General features: G+C 48.3%; 13 protein-coding genes and 1 pseudogene. 7 read left to right on the top strand and 7 right to left on the bottom strand.

The window, feature by feature from the left end; translation table 11 throughout:
• Positions 1 to 15 precede the first annotated feature (15 nt).
• Positions 16 to 981: an MBL fold metallo-hydrolase gene (locus tag SD71_RS13265; protein WP_041063955.1), complete on the top strand. Its 966-nt coding sequence runs from the start codon at positions 16 to 18 to the stop codon at positions 979 to 981.
• A gap of 51 nt (positions 982 to 1,032) precedes the next feature.
• Here SD71_RS13265 and SD71_RS13260 read toward each other — a convergent pair whose 3' ends face one another.
• From SD71_RS13260 to SD71_RS13250, 3 genes and pseudogenes are all read right to left on the bottom strand, one after another.
• Complete coding sequence (locus SD71_RS13260; RefSeq protein ID WP_041064052.1) at positions 1,033 to 2,130, bottom strand: ABC transporter substrate-binding protein; 1,098 nt, start codon at positions 2,128 to 2,130, stop codon at positions 1,033 to 1,035.
• Between the two features lie 14 nt (positions 2,131 to 2,144).
• A pseudogene (locus SD71_RS13255) lies at positions 2,145 to 2,929 on the bottom strand (ABC transporter ATP-binding protein).
• 39 nt (positions 2,930 to 2,968) lie between these two features.
• Positions 2,969 to 3,784: an ABC transporter permease gene (locus tag SD71_RS13250; protein ID WP_041064050.1), complete on the bottom strand. Its 816-nt coding sequence runs from the start codon at positions 3,782 to 3,784 to the stop codon at positions 2,969 to 2,971.
• Between the two features lie 240 nt (positions 3,785 to 4,024).
• Here SD71_RS13250 and SD71_RS13245 point away from each other — a divergent pair, with 240 nt between their 5' ends.
• Positions 4,025 to 5,005 carry an MFS transporter gene (locus SD71_RS13245; RefSeq protein WP_326998750.1) on the top strand — a complete coding sequence of 327 codons (981 nt, stop codon included), beginning with the start codon at positions 4,025 to 4,027 and terminating at the stop codon, positions 5,003 to 5,005.
• Positions 5,006 to 5,042: 37 nt separating this feature from the next.
• Here SD71_RS13245 and SD71_RS13240 read toward each other — a convergent pair whose 3' ends face one another.
• Complete coding sequence (locus SD71_RS13240) at positions 5,043 to 6,620, bottom strand: ATP-binding protein (RefSeq protein ID WP_052476237.1); 1,578 nt, start codon at positions 6,618 to 6,620, stop codon at positions 5,043 to 5,045.
• 360 nt (positions 6,621 to 6,980) lie between these two features.
• On the opposite strand from SD71_RS13240, the gene SD71_RS24985 reads away from it, so the two are divergent.
• The 4 genes from SD71_RS24985 to SD71_RS13225 all read left to right on the top strand — a co-directional run bounded on the left by SD71_RS24985 (position 6,981) and on the right by SD71_RS13225 (position 16,294).
• Positions 6,981 to 7,883, top strand: a complete 903-nt coding sequence (locus SD71_RS24985) for a lamin tail domain-containing protein (RefSeq protein WP_052476236.1) — start codon at positions 6,981 to 6,983, stop codon at positions 7,881 to 7,883.
• Positions 7,877 to 12,724, top strand: coding sequence for a 5'-nucleotidase C-terminal domain-containing protein (locus tag SD71_RS13235; RefSeq protein ID WP_052476235.1), 4,848 nt, complete (start codon positions 7,877 to 7,879; stop codon positions 12,722 to 12,724). Before SD71_RS24985 ends, SD71_RS13235 begins: the two co-directional genes overlap by 7 nt.
• Before the next feature lie 395 nt (positions 12,725 to 13,119).
• Complete coding sequence (locus SD71_RS13230; RefSeq protein ID WP_052476234.1) at positions 13,120 to 14,781, top strand: ATP-binding protein; 1,662 nt, start codon at positions 13,120 to 13,122, stop codon at positions 14,779 to 14,781.
• 112 nt (positions 14,782 to 14,893) lie between these two features.
• Entirely contained in the window at positions 14,894 to 16,294 is a 1,401-nt protein-coding gene (locus SD71_RS13225) for a S8 family serine peptidase (RefSeq protein WP_041063953.1), read from the top strand.
• A gap of 73 nt (positions 16,295 to 16,367) precedes the next feature.
• Here the strand turns inward: SD71_RS13225 and SD71_RS13220 are convergent, their stop codons facing one another.
• From SD71_RS13220 to SD71_RS13210, 3 genes are read right to left on the bottom strand one after another with little or no spacing between them, the layout of a single operon-like run.
• A complete protein-coding gene (locus tag SD71_RS13220) occupies positions 16,368 to 17,375 on the bottom strand; it encodes a PdxA family dehydrogenase (RefSeq protein WP_041063951.1) in 1,008 nt (335 codons plus the stop codon).
• 50 nt (positions 17,376 to 17,425) lie between these two features.
• Positions 17,426 to 19,339 carry a TRAP transporter permease gene (locus tag SD71_RS13215; RefSeq protein WP_052476233.1) on the bottom strand — a complete coding sequence of 638 codons (1,914 nt, stop codon included), beginning with the start codon at positions 19,337 to 19,339 and terminating at the stop codon, positions 17,426 to 17,428.
• Positions 19,340 to 19,397: 58 nt separating this feature from the next.
• Positions 19,398 to 20,384 carry a TAXI family TRAP transporter solute-binding subunit gene (locus SD71_RS13210; protein WP_041063949.1) on the bottom strand — a complete coding sequence of 329 codons (987 nt, stop codon included), beginning with the start codon at positions 20,382 to 20,384 and terminating at the stop codon, positions 19,398 to 19,400.
• A 122-nt stretch (positions 20,385 to 20,506) separates the two neighbouring features.
• Here SD71_RS13210 and SD71_RS13205 point away from each other — a divergent pair, with 122 nt between their 5' ends.
• Entirely contained in the window at positions 20,507 to 21,325 is an 819-nt protein-coding gene (locus SD71_RS13205; protein ID WP_041063947.1) for an IclR family transcriptional regulator, read from the top strand.
• Positions 21,326 to 21,385 lie beyond the last annotated feature (60 nt).

The raw sequence follows: 21,385 nt of genomic DNA, 5'->3' as shown, positions 1-21,385 counted from the left end.
TGAGGAGGTTTGTTTATGGCATCTATTTCCGAGACAATTCCCGTATCGAAACATTTTCGGCTGCAAAAGGTTGCAGAGGGCGTATTTGCCGCGATCTCTTACCCGGGCACAGGTTCTTTGGGGAATGCCGCTATTGTCGATCTGGGAGACGAGACGCTGGTCGTGGATTCATTGCTGACTCTTCAGGCAGCGCAGGATTTGAAGGACGCTGCAGAGCATCTTACCGGACGGCCGGTCTCTTATGTATTTAATACTCATTGGCACGGGGATCACACTTGCGGCAATCAGGTGTTTGCACCTGACGCACGGATCATTTCCACCGGTAAAACACGTGAGGTCATGGCTACTGCTGTTGAGCAGAGGCTTAGCAGACATCGTGCCGAACCGGAACTTCTTTACCGTGCAATCGACGAATATGAAGAGAAAATGAAGCAAGAGAAGAATGAGAAAATAAAACAAGAGATGCAATGGGAGATCGCGAGCGATCGGGAATATATGAAAATGCTCCCTAACCTGGTCAATACGCTGCCGAATCTGACTTTCGATCAACAGTTGACCATACACGGCAGCCGGCGCACTGTGGAGCTTATTACATACGGCGGAGGACATACGGAAAGCGATGCGTTTCTCTATTTGCCGGAGGACAAAGCCGCCATTATGGGGGACCTCGTCCTGTCCGATCATCATCCTGTCATGAGCCATGGCAACCCGCAACAATGGCTGCAAATTCTCGACAAAGTGGAAGCGTTGAATCCGGAAATTATCGTGCCGGGCCATGGAAATGTTTGTTCCCGGAACTCCATCCATCAAGTTCGAAGCTACATCCATCATATTTTTGCGCTGGCCGCTGACATTCTGCGCAACGACCTGAATATTGATGACATCCCTGTTCCTGAGAGTTACCAAGCTTGGTATTTTACATCCGATTTCAAGTCAAATCTGTCAATGGTGCGTGAACGGTTGTCACAACAGAAAGATTAGCTGCAGCGATAAAGAGGCCATCCCTTCCGAAGAGAGGGATGGCCTTCTGTCTCAATATTGACCGAGAATCTTTACCGCCTCTTCAGCGAGGGACGTATCGATCGCCTGGTTCAGATCGATATCTTTGATCAAAGCTCCTCTTTCCTTATACCACTCATACTGTTTCTTAATGTCATCTACGAACATTTTGCCGTTAGGGTCAAGTCCGGTGACGTTCACCTGCTCCCATAACTTCGGTTCCTTGAGAGCCGTATACTCCGTCATGATGTTAATTACGCCCTCTTTATCTCCGGTTCCTTTTACGAATACATCGTTATAATCACGCAGTCCCTTCAGGTAGGCAAGCATAAACCGGATGGCGACATCGCGCTTCTCATCTACAAATTTCGGTGAAGCCAGCACCATCGCAATCTGGGCTTCAGGGGCGAAATCGGTAGCATCCAGGAACTTGACGTGAATCCCGTCTGCCGCGCCTTTCGTAATGAGCGGTTCTATCTGCAGAGCAGCATCCAGCGAATTGGTTTCCATTCCTGCAAGCATGTTAGGGAAGTCAGGAATGAGAACAAACTGCACGTCATCGCGGGTAAATCCTGCGTGATTCAGCATCTCCTGGAATATATAATCGTCTACGGAATTTTCGCCCGACACCGCGATTCGCTTGCCCTTCAAATCCTTGTAGTCCTTAATGACACCTTCCTGATCCTTATCGATGACAAAGGTGAAATACGATTCGCCTTTCCTGTTATGCCCTTTGTCCGCGATCATTTTGACATTGATGCCTTGGGCGATGGAGTTGAAGAACGATGCGGTGGATATGCCACCTGCGATATCAATCTGGCCGGCCGCTAAAGCGGGAAGCATATCATCGCTGTTGGAGAATGTGGCGAACTCGACATCGATATTATAGTTTTTGAAGTAACCTTTTTTGTCGGCGATATAAAAGCCCGCACCGGATGCGGCGCCGTCCTCGGCGATAATGACCTTAGTCTTCTCCTTGAGCGGAGCAAGATCTTCGCCCGCAGCCTGTTCTTGCCCTGTGGAACCGGAGGCGGAAGCGGACGGTTCGGCAGAGTCTCCTCGATTGCATCCCGCCAGCACCAAAGCCGTCATAACAACAATTGACAATAAGGACATGCTCCACTTTTTCAACGCAATCATCCCTTTTATGAAAGTTCTCTCGAGCGCTGTACTTCTTTTTGCAGGTGATTCCAAATTTCGACGAACATATCGGTCATTCTGCGGTCGGAACGTATTCCTGCGGTTGTGCGCGGTCTTGGAAGCTCCATTCTTTTATCGCCGACGATTGTTCCCGGGTGCGCTGAAAATAGGATCGTGCGGTCGCCCAGCATCATCGCTTCATCAATGCTGTGTGTAATAAACAGAACGGTTTTCTTGGTTTCGCCCCATATGTTAAGAAGCTCTTCTTGCAAAATGAATTTATTCTGCTCATCCAATGCTGCGAACGGTTCATCCATCAGCAATATTTCCGGATCGTTGGCGAACGCCCGGGCGATGCTCACTCTTTGCTTCATGCCGCCGGAGAGCTCCTTCGGATACAGGTTGGCGAATTGAGACAGCCCGACCTTGTGCAGGTAATAATCCACTCGTTCCTTCACTAAGGCCGACGGCAATCGGCGCATCTTCAAGCCGAACGCGACATTGTCTTTTACCGTCATCCAGGGAATCACGCCGTTTTGTTGGAAGATCATCGACTGAAGCGGTTTATCGTCGCCGCTCCTGACAATGGTGAAGCTTCCGCACTGGGCTGTTCCAAGCCGGCGAGAATACGAAGAAGCGTTGTTTTGCCGCATCCGCTTGGGCCGACGAGACAAACGAATTCACCTTCCTCGACTTGCAGAGTAACATCCTTCAGCGCCGTCACATGACGATTTTTCGCATAAAACGCCTTAGTGAGACGGTTGATGGAAATCTTGATCTCTCTAGTCACATTGTCCCCCCCTAAGCCAGACGTCGGCGCGATGCGCAGTTATTGCCAAGGAACCAGTTTCTGCTGAAGCCAGCGAAGCAGAATGGAGAATAAATAGCCGAAAAAGGAGATCAGGATCAACCCGACATACATCGGCTTGAAATTAAATACTTTGTACGAGCTCCATATGAGATATCCGATTCCCGAATCCGCTCCGATCATTTCCGCCGCCACGATGGTCAAGAGCGCAATGGCCTGACCCATCTGAATTCCTTCCATCATGACAGGCAGCGCACCGGGCAAGGCGATTCGAAAAAAGAACTGCCCAGGGCCGGCACCGTAGTTTTTCGCTACATCTACATAAGAACGGTCGATATTTGCCACGCCGACAGCGGTGTTGATCACAACAGGAAAAAAAACGCTGCCCGCGATCGTAACCACCTTGGATACCTCGCCGATGCCGAACAAGATGAGGATCAGCGGCATCAACGCAAGTGTCGGGATCGGCATTAAGGCCATCAGCAGGGGAGAAAAAAATGATTTTAACGGCCGGTACATTCCCATAAGCAGTCCAAGGAGAACACCCGGTATCGTTCCCGCCGCAAAGCCCATAAAGATCCGTGTCAAGCTTATCCCTACATGCGGAAGCAGCTCGCCGCTTAACGCCAGATCCCAGAAGGTCTGAACAATGGTCGTTGGCGGAGGGAAAAAGCGTGAATCGATCATCCCGCTGCGCGCCAGAATCTCCCACAGCCCGAGGAGGAATAACGGCGACGCGAGGGTGAGCCAGCGTTGCTGCTTTCTGTTCCTCTCTTGTTTCCTCCATTCGTTTTTTTCAAGTTCTATCGGGCTTAGTCCGCTCTTTTCATTCTCCAAGTGGTTCACCACCCTTAATAATTGCATGATATGCGCCTACCCTCATTCAAGTGCGATTGATCCCCCTGAAGAATATACATATGAAAAATTCCGAATGAGGGATCGTATGCTGTTAAGCGGAAAGGCGGGTTTAACGGTGGGATGGATAACCTTGTTTCTGATGGGGACCGAATTATTTGTCATATCGCCTTTGCTGCCTTTCATTTCAGAGGAATATAAGGTGACCTCAGCCCAGACCGGCTGGATGGTCAGTGTTTTCGCTTTGACTTACGCAATTGCGCCCCGTTCTTCGGCTGGATTTCCGACAAAGAAGGAAGGAGAAATCTTATTGCTTCGGGCCTGCTTATGTTCGCATTATCCAATTTGTTAACGGCAGGCGCGCCATCGTTTGCTTGGCTCTTAGTCAGCCGCATTCTGGCGGGTATGTCGGTAGCTTCCGTCACCCCGCTGATCTACGCCATTATCGGGGATATCGCACCCCATAACCGGCGGGGCTCATGGCTCTCGGTTGTCGTGTCCGGGCATTTAACGGCGCTGTGGGCAGGGGCTCCTATCGGCATATTAATAGAAAGCATGTGGGGCTGGCGTTCGGTTTTTGCCGTATTGGCAAGCTTAGGCGCCGTATTGGCCATCGTGAATTTCAGAACATGGGGGAAGGTGACGGTCGCATTCACTGCAAGAGGGAAAATGCAAAAGGGGAATCTCCTTAGGATCCTTCGCTCAGTAAGTGTGACTACAGTGTGGGGGATCTCTATGTATGCACTTTATGTTTATCTGGGCGCTGCTCTTCATTACGAGAATGGATTCTCTTCCTCTGAAGTGGCTTTGGCGGTTACGTTCTATGGGATCGGGGCGGTTTTAGGAAGTATTGCGAGCGGCCAAATGACGGATAAATTCGGGGAAGGGAGAATTTCAAAGCTCACGCTCATTTTGTTGACATTAGCGCTTTTGGGGCTCGGAATATTTTTCTCGTCCGGTGATTGGGTTTACTTCTTCCAGTTCATGTGGGCATTCGCAGGTTACGCGGGATTTACCTCCTATCAAGCCCGTTTGGCCATGGAAAATCCGAACGGACGCGGGTCTGTCATGGCATGGAACAATACCGCTCTTTATATCGGGATAACGCTGGGCTCCATGCTTGGCGGTTTTGTCATCACCCATTGGGGATACCGGGCGCTTCCTTTTGTATGCTGCGGGGCGCAGCCATTAGTTTTATACTAAGCTGCCAAAGATACAGGTCCGTGCGATAAAGCCGGTCTTATGCTGTCATGACAGGTAATTTAACGGTAAAAACCGAACCTTCGTCGACCGTGCTTTGCACGGACAAGCTTCCGCCATGGTCTTGAACGATTTTGTAGCAGATCGATAAACCCAGTCCCGTTCCGTTTTCTTTCGTCGTATAGAACGGGTTAAAGATATTTTGCAGGATGTCGTCGGGCATGCCGGTGCCCGTATCCTGTATGTCTACGACCACCTCTTTATTCACTTGCCTTGCCCGCACGTAAATATGACCCGGTTCAATCATCGCTTCCATCGCGTTTCGGATCAGATTTAACAATACCTGCACCACTTTATCGCGATCCATTTTCACCAGTACAGATTCCTCAACATTGCTTACAGTCAGATAGTGACCGCGAGAGGTCGCTTGAGATTCCGTGAGGAATACAACCCTGTCGATACACTTTGCCATGGATTCCGGTCTCATATTGCTGATGTGCGGTTTCGAGAATTGCAAAAACTCCGCCGTCAATTCATTCATCCTCTTGATTTCATTCATGATGAGATCAAACCAGGGCTGAATGTTGTAAGATTGGCTCTTCGAAAGCTGCATGAATCCCTGCATGGCGGTCAACGGATTACGAATTTCATGAGCCATGCCGGCAGCCAGTTCACCGACGATTTTCATCTTTTCGGATTGAACCATCTGCTCCTCGCGTTTCATCCACAGCAGTCTTTTATTTTGAAATAACCTGTCTTCCGCCAACGCAATGATCTCTTGAACGGTGCGGACTTCTGCCGGGAACAAAGTGAGGCAGTACGTTACCTCATAGCCTAGTAATTTGGAGTCGAGCAAGGAAAGGAAATCATCAATCGCATTATCGTGATCGGGCAGTATCAAGGCGAAGCGATCGCCGGCGTATCTGGATATCGCGAGTGCGTCGGGAAAATACGTTTGCAGCAGACGGGAAATATTGATCAGAATTTCATTTCCGCTGGCAATGCTTTGATTGTTTACGCTTTTAAAATCTTGAAAGTCCAGCAGCACCAGAACAAAATTCGCATTTTTCTTCTGTGTTAAACCTTCGATCGCCTGTATGTAGCCTTCATAGTTTAGAACGCCGGTAAGCGGGTCGTGCGTGATCAAGAAACGGTTCCTTTTGAGCAGCTGCCTTTTCTCCAACTCGGTTGTTAATAGATAGCGCATCAGAAACACGAGCAGAATAAAGCTCATTAAATCCTGAACCGAGACCAGCAAGTTGTACTTAGTCAAAGGGAGATAGGTCAGCCGTATGAATGTATAAAGGCTGGAATAGCCTGCTGCCAGCAGGATCAACCGGCTTATTCGCAGTTTTTTCTGCACGGATAGAATAAGCAAGATGATATACAAGATATAGCACCAGTTTAAATGGCTTGACCAGTGAAACAACGCAAGCAGCAGAGGTTGAAGATAAACGGCATACGGTATTTTGTAATGCAGATTAACAACAAATGTAAGTAAGAAGCCCGAAACGAGAAGCAATATCGCACTCGGCTGTTTCTCCAGGAAAAATGACGCGGCGAATATAAATACGATGAAAAATGGGATTACAACTCTTCTCATCAATTTTTCCAACACAAAACATACCCCTTATCTGCAAAATGTCTGGATGACTCGCTTGGCATTCTACATTGTACGATGTTTCGTGTACGAAGAATGTCGAAATTTAAGAGGATCTCACATTTTATCGCAGAAAACTTGCCCATCGAAGGTGCGCCATCCGACAGAATCTGTGAGGCTTTAATGTTATTCTAGTTAACGCTTGGAGACAAGTATAGACGTGGGACTTAGTGACATCACTTGGGTAAATATTCTAGATAGCCATGAAACTTGATTCGATGAGGGAGGTGAGCCGTCGGTTTAGTCGTGTGTCGTCCAATACCGCTTCACAAATCCGCATGAAACTTGCCTTATACTTCGAACTATTTTAAAGGAGAGGTGCAGCTTGACTGTTATAATGCACGCAAAAAGAAAGTGGATCAGTCTGATTTTGGCCTTTGCATGATGATCGGTCTGGTCCTTCCTTATGGTGTAAATAGTACATACGCCGCTACAGACGGTAGTCAGGTCGTCATCAGTCAGGTGTATGGCGGCGGCGGAAACCTCAATGCGGTTTTAAAGAATGATTTTATCGAATTATATAACCCAACTGATACGACGATTGACATAACGGGTTGGAGGGTTCGGTATGCCGCTTCCTCGGGTACAATTTCCGAAACATCTGGCTCAACCGCATTAACTGGAACGATTAAAGCAAAAGGCTATTATCTTATTCAAGAGGCTGCGGGTACAGGAGGTACGGCGAGTTTGCCCGCTCCTGATAAGATCGGAACGATTGCGATGGGCGGAACCGGAGGCAAAGTGGATCTGGTACGCGGCACCGGCGGCTCAGTGGAAGTGCTGGATTTCGTGGCCTATGCAACCAGCAACACAACAGCCGCAATTCGTAAAGCAGCGCCCGGTGCACACCCGGATAGCCGAGGATTTGATTCGAATAGCGATAGTGATTTTAGAGTGGACACACCGGATCCTAGAAACAGCAGCTATGTCGTGAGGGCGGCTGCGGTTACGGCAGCTCCTGCCCCGAACGCATGGCCGGCAGGAACACTTTCTGTGTCCTTAGAGTCTGCAACTGCGGGCTCTACCGTGTATGCTTCGGTAAACGGGGCTGAGTACGCGCAGTATTCCTCGCCTTTAACGATCCAAGTTCCGTCTACAATCAGGGCTTACGCCGCGCGCCGGATTACGCGAACAGCGACGTATCAACCTTTGATTACCCGGTACTCCAGAAGACGGATGTTGCCGCGGCGAGAACGGCCCCGGATGGCAGGAACGTGCTGACGGAAGGCATTTTGACGCATATTGATGGACGTGAAGCTTACATTCAGGATGAGACCGGGGGTATCGTTTTATTTGATTTCCCGCTGTTTGCCGAGATCGGAGACCGCGTCAGGGTTTCCGGCGAACTCGATATCTTCCGCAACCTGCAGGAGATCAAGCCGGTAACGGGACTTTCTTACAGCGTTGTTGAGGAGAATGCAGGAGTTCCCGCGCCTCAGCTCATTACTGCCGCTCAATTGTCCGCTCCGAATGGGGAGCAGCTTGAAGCCGAGCTTGTGACGATGGAGAACGTGACGATTACAGCGAAAAATGGCAACGCGGTGACCGCCGACCAGAACAACGTAAATTTCACGATTTTCTCCCCACTCTCCAAGCTGGCAGTCGGTGCGCACTTCGAACAAATTACAGGAGTCATCAAGCAATTCGACGGAGTGTACCAATTTGTTCCGCTTAATGAAAACGCGCTCGTCGAGAAGCTGTTTTCGGTTGTTGCGACACCGTCGGCAGGCAGAATTATCATCGGCAGTCAAGTAACGCTGACCAGTCCGACGGCAGGCGCAGCGATCCACTACACGGTGGACGGTACGACCCCTACGGCGGACAGTCCGTTATATACGCAGCCGATTACCGTCAACGAGAATATGACCATTAAGGCGGTTGCGGTAAATGACGGCGTTACATCCGAAGTCTACACATTCGAGTACACAGCTTCACAAATCCCGCGCATACGCGATCTGCAGGGCGAGACGCACACCTCCGATTTCACAGGTCAAGCTGTGCAAGGAGTTGAAGGCATTGTCACGCAGTACGGCTATACCTTCGCGAATGGCGCCTACAGGGGCTTCTTTATGCAGGATCCCTCTCCCGATGCCAATGCCGATACTTCTGAAGGAATATTCGTATTTTCTACAAGCACTTCATTAAAGCCGGCCATTGGAGACCTTGTTTCCGTTAACGGCACGGTTTCGGAATTTAACGAAGGAAGCAATAGCAATCTTACGTCGACTCAAATTACTTTGACGAACCAGAGAGTCATCTCTTCCGGAAATCCGCTTCCGGCACCGGTCGTTCTCGGCAAAGCAGGCAGAGTCATCCCATCCTCCGTTGTAGATAACGACGGCATGACGAGCTTTGAACCTGCAGAGGATGCCATCGATTTCTATGAGTCCCTGGAAGGTATGCGGGTCGAACTGCCGAATCCGACCATACTGAGCCCTTATTGGACCAGCGGAACGGGCAACTCGCAAATCCATAATATTCCGACGCGGATCGATAATGACGCCGCGGATGTAATCACTCCGGCGGGCGGGCTCGTACTGAAAGGCTTAAACAATCTGAATCCACAGCGGCTCATCATCGCATATGGCAATCCGGGACAGGAAGTCAACACCGGAGATAAGTTTGGCGGTAATATTACCGGCGTTGTCGGGTACAACTTCGGTAATTACAAGATCATTCCTCCTTTGAACGGCTTGCCGCAGATCGCGGGCGGTACTTTTGCGCGGGAAACTTCCACGATTGCCGTCGATAACGAACAGCTGAGGATTGCCAGCTACAATATCGAAAACTTTAATCCGGGTGTGGGAGCGGCCAAAATTGCCAAGCTGGCAGAATCAATCGTTGCCAACCTCAAAACACCTGATATCATTGGGCTTGTGGAAGTACAGGACAACAACGGTGAAACGAATGATGGAACGGTTGAGGCCAATCAGAGCTATGCTGCCTTGATCCAGGCCATCCAGGCAGCCGGCGGACCGGCATACAGCTTTACCGATATCGCACCTGCTAACAATGCTGACGGGGGCGCACCCGGCGGCAACATCAGGGTGGGCTTCCTGTACAATCCCGCACGTGTGTCCTTAAGCGCCAGCGCAAACGGCACGAAAGGCGGGGCAGCCACCGCGGTTGCTTACGATGCGGGCGGGGACAGACTGACCTTTAACCCGGGCCGAATCGATCCTCTGAACACGGCATTCACGAGTTCGCGCAAACCGCTTGCCGCTCAGTTTGAATTCGGCGGCGAGAAAGTTATTGTTATCGCTAACCATTTCAACTCGAAGGGCGGCGATAATGGTCCATTCGGAGGAACTCAGCCGCCGGTGCTTTCCAGTGAAGTACAACGCCATAAAATAGCCGAGGTCGTCAACGGCTTTGTGAAAAACGTTCTGTCGGCAAATCCGGAGGCCAACATTGTCGCCCTTGGCGACTTGAACGACTTCCAATTTACCAAGACGGTTTCCATACTAAAGGGCAACGAGATGGATGACCTTATCGAGAAGCTGCCGCTGAAAGAGCAATACACTTACACATTCGACGGCAACTCGCAGGTTCTTGACCATATTCTCGTCAGCAAAAACCTCTCGGCCGTCACCGACGTCGATGTGGTGCACTTGAATGCAGACTTCTCGCCGGCCAAAGGGCGCGTGTCGGATCACGACGCGGTACTCGCGCAAATCGATATTGCGGGCACTGCCGGCTTCCCGCTGACCGTGCTGCATACCAATGATACGCACGCCAATCTTGACACGGTAAGTTCACCTAACAACATCTTGCGCCGAATAACGGCAATCAAGGAAGCGAAGCAAACTTCGCCGAATCCGATCTTGCTCGACGCGGGAGACGTATTCTCCGGTACGTTGTACTTCAATAAGTATCTGGGTCAAGCGGATCTCGAATTTATGAATATGGCCGGCTACGACGCGATGACGTTCGGTAACCATGAGTTCGATAAAAACTCTCAGGTGCTCGGCGACTTCATCGGCAACGCACAGTTTCCGTTCGTATCGTCCAACGTGAATTTCACGGCAGATGAGACACTGAACGCGAAATTCTCGGATACAATCGGGCAGCCGGGCGACAATGCGAAAATTTATCCTGCGCTGATCAAACGGATCGGCGGCCAGAAGGTCGGTCTGATCGGATTGACGACACCGGACACGGCCAACATTTCCTCGCCGGGTGATGTTACCTTTAGCGAGCCGTTCGCAAAAGCTGAGGCAACTGTAACAAAACTGGAAGCGCAAGGTATCAACAAAATTATTGTGCTCTCTCATCTTGGCTACGACGAGGATAAAAAGCTGGCGGCAGCCGTTGAAGGGATTGACATCATTGTAGGCGGGCATACCCATACGAAGCTGGATCAGCCTACCGTAGACAATAGCGACATCGCGCCGAAGCTCATCGTGCAAACGGGAGAAAAGGGCTTGTTCCTCGGTAAGCTTCAAGTTAAGTTCGATGCGAACGGAGTACTAACCGGATGGAATAATAATCTGATTTCGATTGATGCCAAAACCGGCACAGCAGCTAATGCTCCTTATGTCATCGCAGAAGATGCTGCTGCCAAAGTGATTTTGGATACGAAGTACAAACCGGGCGTTCTAGAATTGAGTCAAACTGTAGTAGGCAACAGCGATGTCGTACTTGACGGCGAAAGAGCGAATGTTCGCGCGAAAGAAACGAATCTTGGAAACTTGATTGCCGACGGCATGCTCGCAGCCGCCAAAGCGGCCGGCACGAATGCCGTGATCGCGCTGCAGAATGGCGGCGGCATTCGCGCCTCCATTAATCAGGGACTGATCACGCAAGGCGAAGTGCTGACGGTTCTTCCTTTTAATAACGATCTTGTTACGGTGACCCTGACCGGACAGGAACTGTTGGAAGCACTGGAAAACGGCGTATCCAAGGTTCCGGCCCTCGAAGGACGCTTCCCGCATGTAGCGGGCATGAGGTTCATTTACGATTCGACCAAACCGGAGAATCAGCGTATTCTGCGTGTGGAAGTGAAAACAGCCAATGGCTACACACCGCTTGACCTCAATGCGCAGTATGAAGTCGCCACGAATGTATTCACCGCGAAGGGCGGAGATTTCTACGGCTCAATGGCCAAAGCTTACAATGAAGGCCGCGTCAAGCTGCTGTTCCTTCCGGATTACGAAGTGTTCACCAACTATATTCGCAGTGTAGGAACGATAACGGCGGACACATCCGCTGTGGAAGGCCGGATTATCGATATGAAAGGAACTCCGCTTGATCGGGAGCCTCCGGTCACGACTGTGAATGCACCGGCCGGTTGGGTGAGCGATATTGTTCAAGTGACTCTCTCGGCAACGGACGCTGTCAGTGGGGTAGCGAATACGTTCTATTCCGTTAATAACGGTCCTTTCGTTAACGGGACATCCTTCACCCTGAGCGATGAAGGAGTGCATACGGTTTCCTACTACTCCGTCGATAAAGCGGGGAATGAGGAAGCGGTCCGCACCGTACAGGTCATGATTGATCGCAGCGCTCCGGAAGTGTCGATCGACGTTAAAGCAGAAAACAAGTTGGGGACTGCTTTCACAGCTTCCTATGAGGCGGTTGATTCGCTGTCTGGAATCGTCTTTGAGCAAATGACCCTAAAGGCACCAGGGGATACTGCCGCTTCGATCGTGCCTAACGGTACCGTTGTCCAACTGAATAAAGCGGGAAATTACACCCTCACGGTAACGGCCAGGAATGGTGCAGGACTCACAACGGTGAAGGAGAAGCAAATCAGTGTCTTCATGGAAGCCGACATCAAAGTTACACCTACTGTTATTAACGCCAACAAGAAAGAGATTACCGTACGCGTCGGGCTGCCTTCGGGCTACAACACGGACGATATCGATCTCGCAAGTGTAACCCTTAACGGAGTGCATCCTACGGTGGACAGCAACGGTTCCCAGAACCAAGCGGACAAAGGTCAATTCAGATTCAGTCTGGCTGACTTCGACTTGGCGGGTCCGGAGCTCAAACTTGAATTCCGTGCATATGTCAAAGGCATTCTTGTTGTTGGAAATACGAGCGTTCAAGTTCAGCATTAATTGTAACGGATGACGGAAGACGCTGCAGGTTGAATGAGAACACCGGAATCCTTTGAAGGTAAAGGGATTCCGGTTTTCATTTTAAATGCCGGGATTATCGCTTTCCGTTTAGTGGTAGTATGTAAGCACATTGTTTCGTTTTTGATAAGGAAGGTTGAGCGGAGTGGGGCACACATTTAACTTTTTACGTGACATCACCATTTTTCTGTCGCCTGATGGGGTGATTAAAAATGTAAATAAATCAATATTCAACTTTTTGCAATATACAGAGGATCAGCTGATTGGGAAGCCGATTCCTGCCGGAATATGACTTGGAGCCGTTGACCGCTGGGCAAAATCATTATCTGCCGTTTACAGATACAACGCTGCTCAGGTGACACGGTGAAGTCATTCCAATGGCTGTCTCTGCCTCGGCTATTCGAGATAAGAATGATAACATAATTGGGATATGGCTTCTTCTGAACGAAGCAGAAGGAAGCGGGATAGACGGATTAACGCTTAGAAATTTGGAGCAAAAATACAGAGCGATGACGGATAATGCGCTTGATGCGGTCGTTGTCATGAACTCAGAAGGTTTTGTAATGGAATGGAACGCCCGCGCGGAAATTGAATTTGGTTGGCGGGAGTCTGAAGCAGTTGGGCGGCAGCTCTCTGAACTGATCATCCCGCAGATGTACCGTGAACAGCATAAATGCGGATTGATGCGTTTTTTGAATACCGGTGAGGGGCGAATCCTGAATAAACGACTTGAGTTAACAGCGCTTCATCGTGACGGCCATGAATTTCCGATTGAATTAACGGTTTCACCGATTAATTGGGGCAATACATATCTGTTTAGTGCTTTTGTAAGAAATATTACGGACCGAAAGAATGCGGAAAAAGAGCTGATATTAGCAAAAGAGAGGGCAGAGACAGGGGCTAAGGCCAAAAGCGAATTTCTTGCCATGATGAGTCATGAGATCCGAACTCCGTTGAACGGAATTATAGGGATGACACATCTATTAAAAGAAACGATGTTGACTAAGGAACAACAACAATTTGTAGAATATCTTGAAAAAAGTGAAAATGCCTTGCTTTCGATTATTACCGATGTATTGGATTATTCCAAAATTGAAGCTGAGAATGTCGACTTTATTGACGAACCTTTCATACTAAAGGCATGTATCGAGGGCACATTAGAGCTTTTTTCATTATCCGCCCGAGAAAAACAGTTGGAAATGAGTTATGAAATCGATCCTCAGATTCCAGAAACAGTGATGGGTGACGTCGGACGGCTGAGGCAGGTGCTCATCAATTTAGTAGGCAACGCTGTAAAGTTTACTAGCGACGGAGCCATTCATATTCATGCTGAACTCTTGGAGCAAAATAGAGATCATTTGAACTTAAAAATTACAGTGCGGGATACTGGAATTGGAATTCCTAAAGAGCTGGCAGGAAAGCTTTTTGAGCCATTCTATCAATTAGACTCTTCAATTACCCGAAAATACGGCGGCAGCGGTCTAGGACTTGCCATATGCAAAAGGCTGGTTCAGCGAATGGGAGGGAATATTTGGCTTGAGGAAAATGCGCTGCCGGGAGCAGCGTTCTCGTTCACCGTTGTGCTACAGCCGAATGATCACATCTCGATCACGAACACAATTGCCTCTGAAGAGTACAAAAATGATCAAGCCGCTAAACTTCATATTTTAATTGCGGAAGACAATGAAATTAATCAAAAGGTGCTTCTAAAAATTCTGGAAAACTTTGGCCATCGAGCGGATGTTGCGAACACGGGAATCGAGGTTCTGGAACGCCTGCAACAGAAAAACTACGATCTCATTTTTATGGATATTCAAATGCCTGAAATGGATGGAATTACTGCCACAAAAGAAATACATCGTCTGATTCCTCCCGGTCTGCGTCCAAGCATTGTTGCAGTAACTGCAAATGCGTTCGAGAGCGACAAGGAAAAATATCTGGCTGAAGGTGTTGACGACTACATCAGCAAGCCGATTCGAACGGAGCAGGTGAAAAATGTGCTCAGTATGCTGGCCAAAACAAAAAAAGCACAAGAGTAAAACGAATCATTTGCACAAACGTTCGAGCGACCTATATAAAACAGGACTTTAGCATTGATGCAATCCTGCTGTTCATGTTTATAGATTTGTATACTGCATAGGGAGGCAAAGAATGAAGATCAAATCACTGCTGTTGTCCGCTATTCTGCTGATTTTCACCGTTTCAGGATCACTATCCGCATTCGGAGCATCAACGGCGAATGTAACAGCCAAGATCGATGCCGAATTGACTGAAGCTCTCGGCAAAAGTCTGCTGCCTGTTGAAGCGGTCGTAACGTTCAAGGGCAATGGCGCACCTGGCCGGCCGGAGCTTGATCTACTCAAGCAAGTTGGAATTACTTCAGGCGTCACATTAAAGTCTCTGCCAATGGCCGGTGTACTTGTGACGGCCGCCCAGGTTGATCGGTTGTCGAAGTATCCTGAAGTACGTTCAATCTATCTGAACAAACGTTTAGAATACTTTAACGGCGATTCCACTGCTTTGACCGGTGTGGACCGGGTTCGTGAAGATTCCGGCATGACGGACAAGAACGGCGGATTATCGGTAACAGGTCAAGGTGTGACCGTTCTTGTGAATGACAGCGGGGTAGACGGCACACATGGCGACCTCGAATACAGAAAGCATTTGGTGGAAAATGTGACAGCGGCGACGAATCTTCATGCCTTAGATGAAATGCTGCCTGTCACCTATCTGGAAGGTGTGCCGAATACTGACAGCAACTCGGGTCATGGAACGCACGTTGCCGGAACAGTAGGCGGATCCGGAGTGATGTCGGGAGGGAAATACGAAGGCGTGGCCCCTGGAGCCGACCTTGTAGGTTATGGTTCCGGCGCGGCACTATTGATTCTCGATGCTCTGGGCGGCTTTGATTATGCCTTCAGTAATCAAGATCGGTTCGGTATCAAAGTGATTACCAATTCGTGGGGATCTTCAGGCGGCTTTGATCCGGAGGACCCGGTGAACGTCGCCAGCAAGCTGGCCTATGACAGAGGTATTACGGTGACATTCGCGGCCGGTAACGAAGGGCCTGCCGAAAACACCCTTAATCCATACGCCAAAGCACCATGGGTCATCTCGGTGGCTGCGGGGGATAAACAGATGAAATTGGCTGACTTCTCCTCTCGCGGCGTCAAAGACGGGGGAGGCACTTTTACCGTTGACGGAGAATCATGGACCTGGGAGGATCGCCCTACCGTTACAGCGCCAGGGGTAGATATCATATCCACTCGTGTTGTCGCGCCTGTATCTTCATTAGCGATAGCCGATGATGCGCAAAACATCGATCCGCTGCAGCTTCCTTATTACACGATGATGAGCGGAACTTCGATGGCAACTCCTCACGTGGCCGGCATCGTAGCGTTGATGCTGGACGCCAATCCGGCTCTGACTCCTGCACAAGTGAAACAGATCCTGCAGGATACGGCTACCGCAATGCCTGGCATGGAGCCTTGGCAAGTCGGTGCGGGCTATGTGAATGCCTATGCTGCCGTAGAACGCGCATTTAAAGAGTAATTTTCAAAAATGAACTGATTAAAAGCCGATCATTCATAGGAATGATCGCTTTTTAGTGCAATACTGATGTCTATTAAACGGTAACAGTGGCATGGCTGATCAGGCGTATTGATTCGATCATACTGCCCGCGGAGGCAATGCCCTTACCGGCGATGTCCGGGGCGCTTCCATGACCAACGGTACAGAAGAATACCGGTGTACCAATGGTGAACGCGGTGATTTTATCAAAAGCAAGCAGCTTCGCCGGCAGATGGGCTTGGTCATGGTACATGCATACATATGCATCATAGTTGTTTTGCTGCCAATCAATGAGCATTGTGTCGCTGCCGAAAGATCCCTGTACATTCACACCCTTGTCGCGGGCTTCGGCGATCGCGGGATTGATCTCATTAATCTCCTCCGTGCCGAACATCCCTTGTTCCCCGGCGTGCGGATTCAATCCGGCCACTGCGATTTTCGGAGTGGAAATACCAAGATTGCGCAGTGCTTTGTCGGTAGCGTGTATGGCCTTAAGCACCAGGTCTTTATTGATCATATTCAACGCTTGTCGCAACGATACGTGCAACGTCACGTTGACAATACGTAAGTTCTCGGAGACTAGCATTAGGAAAGTTTCATTCTCATTTAAACCGGTTAATTGTGCAACATATCCGGGATAGCCGTCAAACTGAGTACCAGCCAACTCCACCGCCTTTTTGGTGTGTGGTCCGCCTATGACGGCATGGACTTGGTCCTCCAACGCTAGGGCTACGGCGCGGTCCGTATACTCTAGCATGGCAAGGCCGTTCATTGCATCGATCTCCCCAATGCGCAAAAGGTTCATGTCGACATTGTCCACATGAATGACGTCAACGGTGCCATTCGTAAAGGAAGCATCGCAGACATCGTTTATAATGTTTAGTCGAAGTGAAAGACCGAAATTATTAATATACCATTCGAGTACTTTAGCATCCCCGATAACAATTGGTCTGCAAACTTCATAGATATTGCTTTCTGATAGAGCTTTCAGGGATATTTCCGGCCCAATACCGGCGGGATCTCCTATGGTAACGGCAATAATAGGTTTGTTCGTAAATGTCATTCAGTATGTTCCCCCAACTGCTCTGAACTTTAGCTTCTCATGCACGCTCGTCAGGATGCAATGTCTTTTAACGCGGTATGTTTTCTTTTTGATAAGTGGTTTGCAAGTAACAGAAAAATAATTAGCGCAATACCCAGAACGCGGGTGATATCGGCCGGAATAAGAATCATTACAACTGACACAATCGCCAACGTGCGTTGAGTCCATCCGATTTTACTATCAATGTAGCCTTGAGATGCTATACCGAAGGCAACAACTCCTAGAATCCCGGTTGCAACGGCTAGCAAAATTTCTGTAAAGTTTCCTATCATTAAATAGGCCGGATTTAAGACAAATAAGAATGGAACGATATACGCGACAAAGGCTAATTTGGTTGCTGTAAATGCCGTCTGAAGCGGCCTGGATTGTGCTATGCCCGCTGCGGCGAAAGCGGCGAGAGCGTCAGGCGGAGTGATGACCGCTATGGATGCGAAATACATGACAAACATGTGTGACAATAACAGGGCGTTGGAGGCGATCATTTCATTGCTGCTCGCTTCAAGAATTCCGACAATGCCCGGGATCGTTATCGCCACCTGTACAATGTAAGAGGCAGATGGAGGAAGACCCATTCCAAGAATAAACGCAGCGATGGCTGTCAACACCAGGGCCCAAAGGAGACTTCCGCCGGACATATCATCCATCAAAGAAGTGAATCGAATGCCCAAGCCGGTCAATCCGAACATCCCGCTGATCATTCCGGCGCAAGCAGTAGCCGCTGCAATCATCAGCATCCCTTTAACTCCGTCCTTCAGGGCATCTAGAATCTGAGCAATACTCATCCGCGTTTCCCTGCGGAAAGCAGATACGATGACGATGCTTAATATGGAGTAGGATACGGCATAACCCGGACTGAAATCCTGCATCAATAAGATAACCATGATTGCAATAGGCAATAGAAGGTGCCATCTTTGTTTAAGACTTTTTTTCCAATCGGGCAGGTCATGTTTTGGCAGTCCATGCAATCCCAGTTTGACTGCTTCATAATGGACCATAACCCAGATCCCCCAGTAATAAAGAAGAGCAGGGAATAATGCATATCCTGCAATCTGGATGTAAGGAATGCCTGTATATTGAGCCATTACGAAAGCAATGACTCCCATAACGGGAGGCATGATCTGACTTCCTGCAGATGCAGCCGCCTCCACTCCTCCTGCGAAATGGGCTCTATAACCTATTTTTTTCATCAATGGGATGGTTGATGTCCCTACCGTTAACACGTTGGCAACGGCGCTGCCTGAAAGCATGCCGTGAAGCGCGCTGCCGAAGATGGCAACTTTCGCCGGCCCGCCTTTCATATGCCCGGCCAGTCCCAGGGCCACGTCCATTAACAAAGCTCCCAAACCGGATTTGGCTAGAAAAGCGCCAAAGATGATAAAAAGTGCGATGTACGAGGCGCTGGCTCCCAAAGGAATACCAAAGGCGCCTTCCGATCCGAAATAATTTAGATCAATGATACTGCTGACAGTATATCCGGCATGTTTCAAAATTCCCGGCAAATACGGACCTGCAAACCCATACAGGATAAAAATCAGGGCAACCAGGGGCAGCGCAATACCCGCCATTTTTCTTGTGGATTCCAGTATCAATAAAATTAGCCCTGCTCCTAAGACCATTTCCGTTGTTGTCAACGGGGTGATAAAAGCAAATCTTTCAGTCATTACATATTCATAGTTTAAAAGAATATATCCTAGCGATAATACTACGGTAATTAGAAATATACCGCTCAAGAAGATATTCCATCCGCGTTTCTTGGAGGAATAAGGATTTAAAAGAAAGATTAACAGCAGAGCAAAAAACAAATGGAGCACTCTCTGCAAATAAGATTCCATCGATCCGAAGAAACCGGTATACAATTGGAAGGCACTCATCGCATAGAGTAGTATCGCAGTGAATTGTTGCAGCAGCTTTCCGTTTGGACTCAATGGAACACTCTCCTTAAAAAAATAGGAACCTAACGGAACAGTTAGGTTCCTATTTGAATTATTTCACTAGACCTTGTTCTTCCCAAAATTTTTTGGCTCCCGGATGCATTGATAATCCGATGTCAATGGGGAGATCCTCGGGTTTTACATTTTTCAAAGCTGGACTTATTTTGCCAAGTTCGCTCAAGCCGTTAAATATCGTTTTAGTGGCCTCATAGACTAGATCGTCAGGAGCATCTTTGTTAGCCACCACGGCTAGGGGTGTTTTTAAAGTAGTTACGTCGGTATCCTGCCCGCGATAGGTTCCTGCTTTTATGGTGCCTTTAAGAATAGCCGGATTTTTGTCAGATAGCAGTTGAATTTTATCTTCAGGTATAGGCAGGAATTCAATATCCTTCGTTTCAGTCAAATCCGTCATGGCACCGAATGGCGCACCCATAACCCAGAAAAGAGCGTCCAGTCTTTTGTCTTTCATTTGCTCTACGGAATCACCATGTGAAAGATGTTCTACACTCTTCATATCTTCAAAGCTCATTCCATAGGCTTCTAATACCATCCGTGCCGCAACCTCTGTGGTAGCGCTTTTAGGGCCGACGTTAATTCGCTTCCCTTTTAAATCTTCAATCTTGTTGATGCCGGAGCCCTTTAAAACAGCGATTTGCATATAGTACGGGTCCAGGGATACAACATAAGTTAAATTTTCATTTTTTTCTTTAAAAGGGGGATTGCCCTTGATACCGTCAATGATCGACATACCGTGAGAAAACCCGATTTCCGTCTGCTTCTTGTTGACAGACATGACGTTTGCTACACCGCCGCCTTGTTCAATGCTGACTTGGTCTAGATTGTTCATATTCTTTTTCATCATTTCCGTAATTCCGACCGCTAATGGATACCAATCCCCGGATTGCGATCCGGCAGCGAAACGCAGGTTGATTTTTTGATGGGATGAATCAGAAGATGACTGTTGATTAGAACATCCCAGAAGTAATAGAAACGATATAAGCATGAAACACAATGATTTAAAATAAAAGCTTTTTCTCATGATTTCCTCCCGATTGACTATAAGATTATTGTAAACGCCTTCATACTGAGAATATAATGTATCTAGCAATAGAGAAAGACGTTGTCCCGGAATAGGGAACATCATTGGAGGGTTTATCACAGATGAACGGAGAAATGTTGTCCTCTATTCACAATGCATTTAAAATCTTACGAGAATTTTCGCAGGACGACCCGGAATTAGGCGTCATTGAGCTAAGCAGGCGAACCGGCTTGTCCAAAAGCTCAGTATCCCGCATTGTTCAAACATTATGTAAAGAGCATGTGTTACAGAAGAATATTGACACAAGGAAATATCGTCTCTGGCTTACTGCATTTGAACTCGGATCGGTGGTTTATCACGAACTGGAAGTTTGCAGAGTAGGACTTCCTGTCCTAAAAAAAATGATGGAATCGACACCGGGTGTCATACAATTGGTTGTTTATGATCGAGGCAGTATTGTATTTCTTTTAAAGTTGCCGGAAGACGATGAAGCGCAAATATTTAATAGTATGGGTGTTAGAGTGCCTTGTCATTGTACTGCTTCGGGCAAAATCTTATTAGCGTTTCAGGATGAGCTTGAAATAAACCGTGTGTTGAAGGAAAAAATGAAGTCTTATACAAAGAAAACCATTACTACCGGCGAACAGCTAAGTATTGAATTACAAAAAATTAAACAAACAGGATATGCGTTATCAAGAGAAGAATTTAAAATCGGTGTATCTTCAGTTGCAGTTCCGGTATACGATGATTTGAACCGGGTAATCGCTGCTATTAATGTCACTAGACCAACGCAGTTATTGTCATCTGCAGAGATTGACAATGTTCTAAAAGAGATGAAATATTGCAGCCGCTTGATTACAGAGCGGGTTGGAATAAAGCTGTCAAATTCTCAAAGAAGGCAAATCCTTGCCGCTAAAGTCACGAATCGATGGAGAATCTGATCCGGTGACAAATCATCTTCCACGGACCGCTCAACAGCGTGCACAAGTAAACTCGTCGTT

It is taken from the genome of Cohnella kolymensis (assembly GCF_000829465.1).
Taxonomy (GTDB): domain Bacteria; phylum Bacillota; class Bacilli; order Paenibacillales; family Paenibacillaceae; genus Cohnella; species Cohnella kolymensis.
Note: the sequence above shows the minus strand (reverse complement) of the source record. Positions and strands in the feature narration are given on the sequence as shown.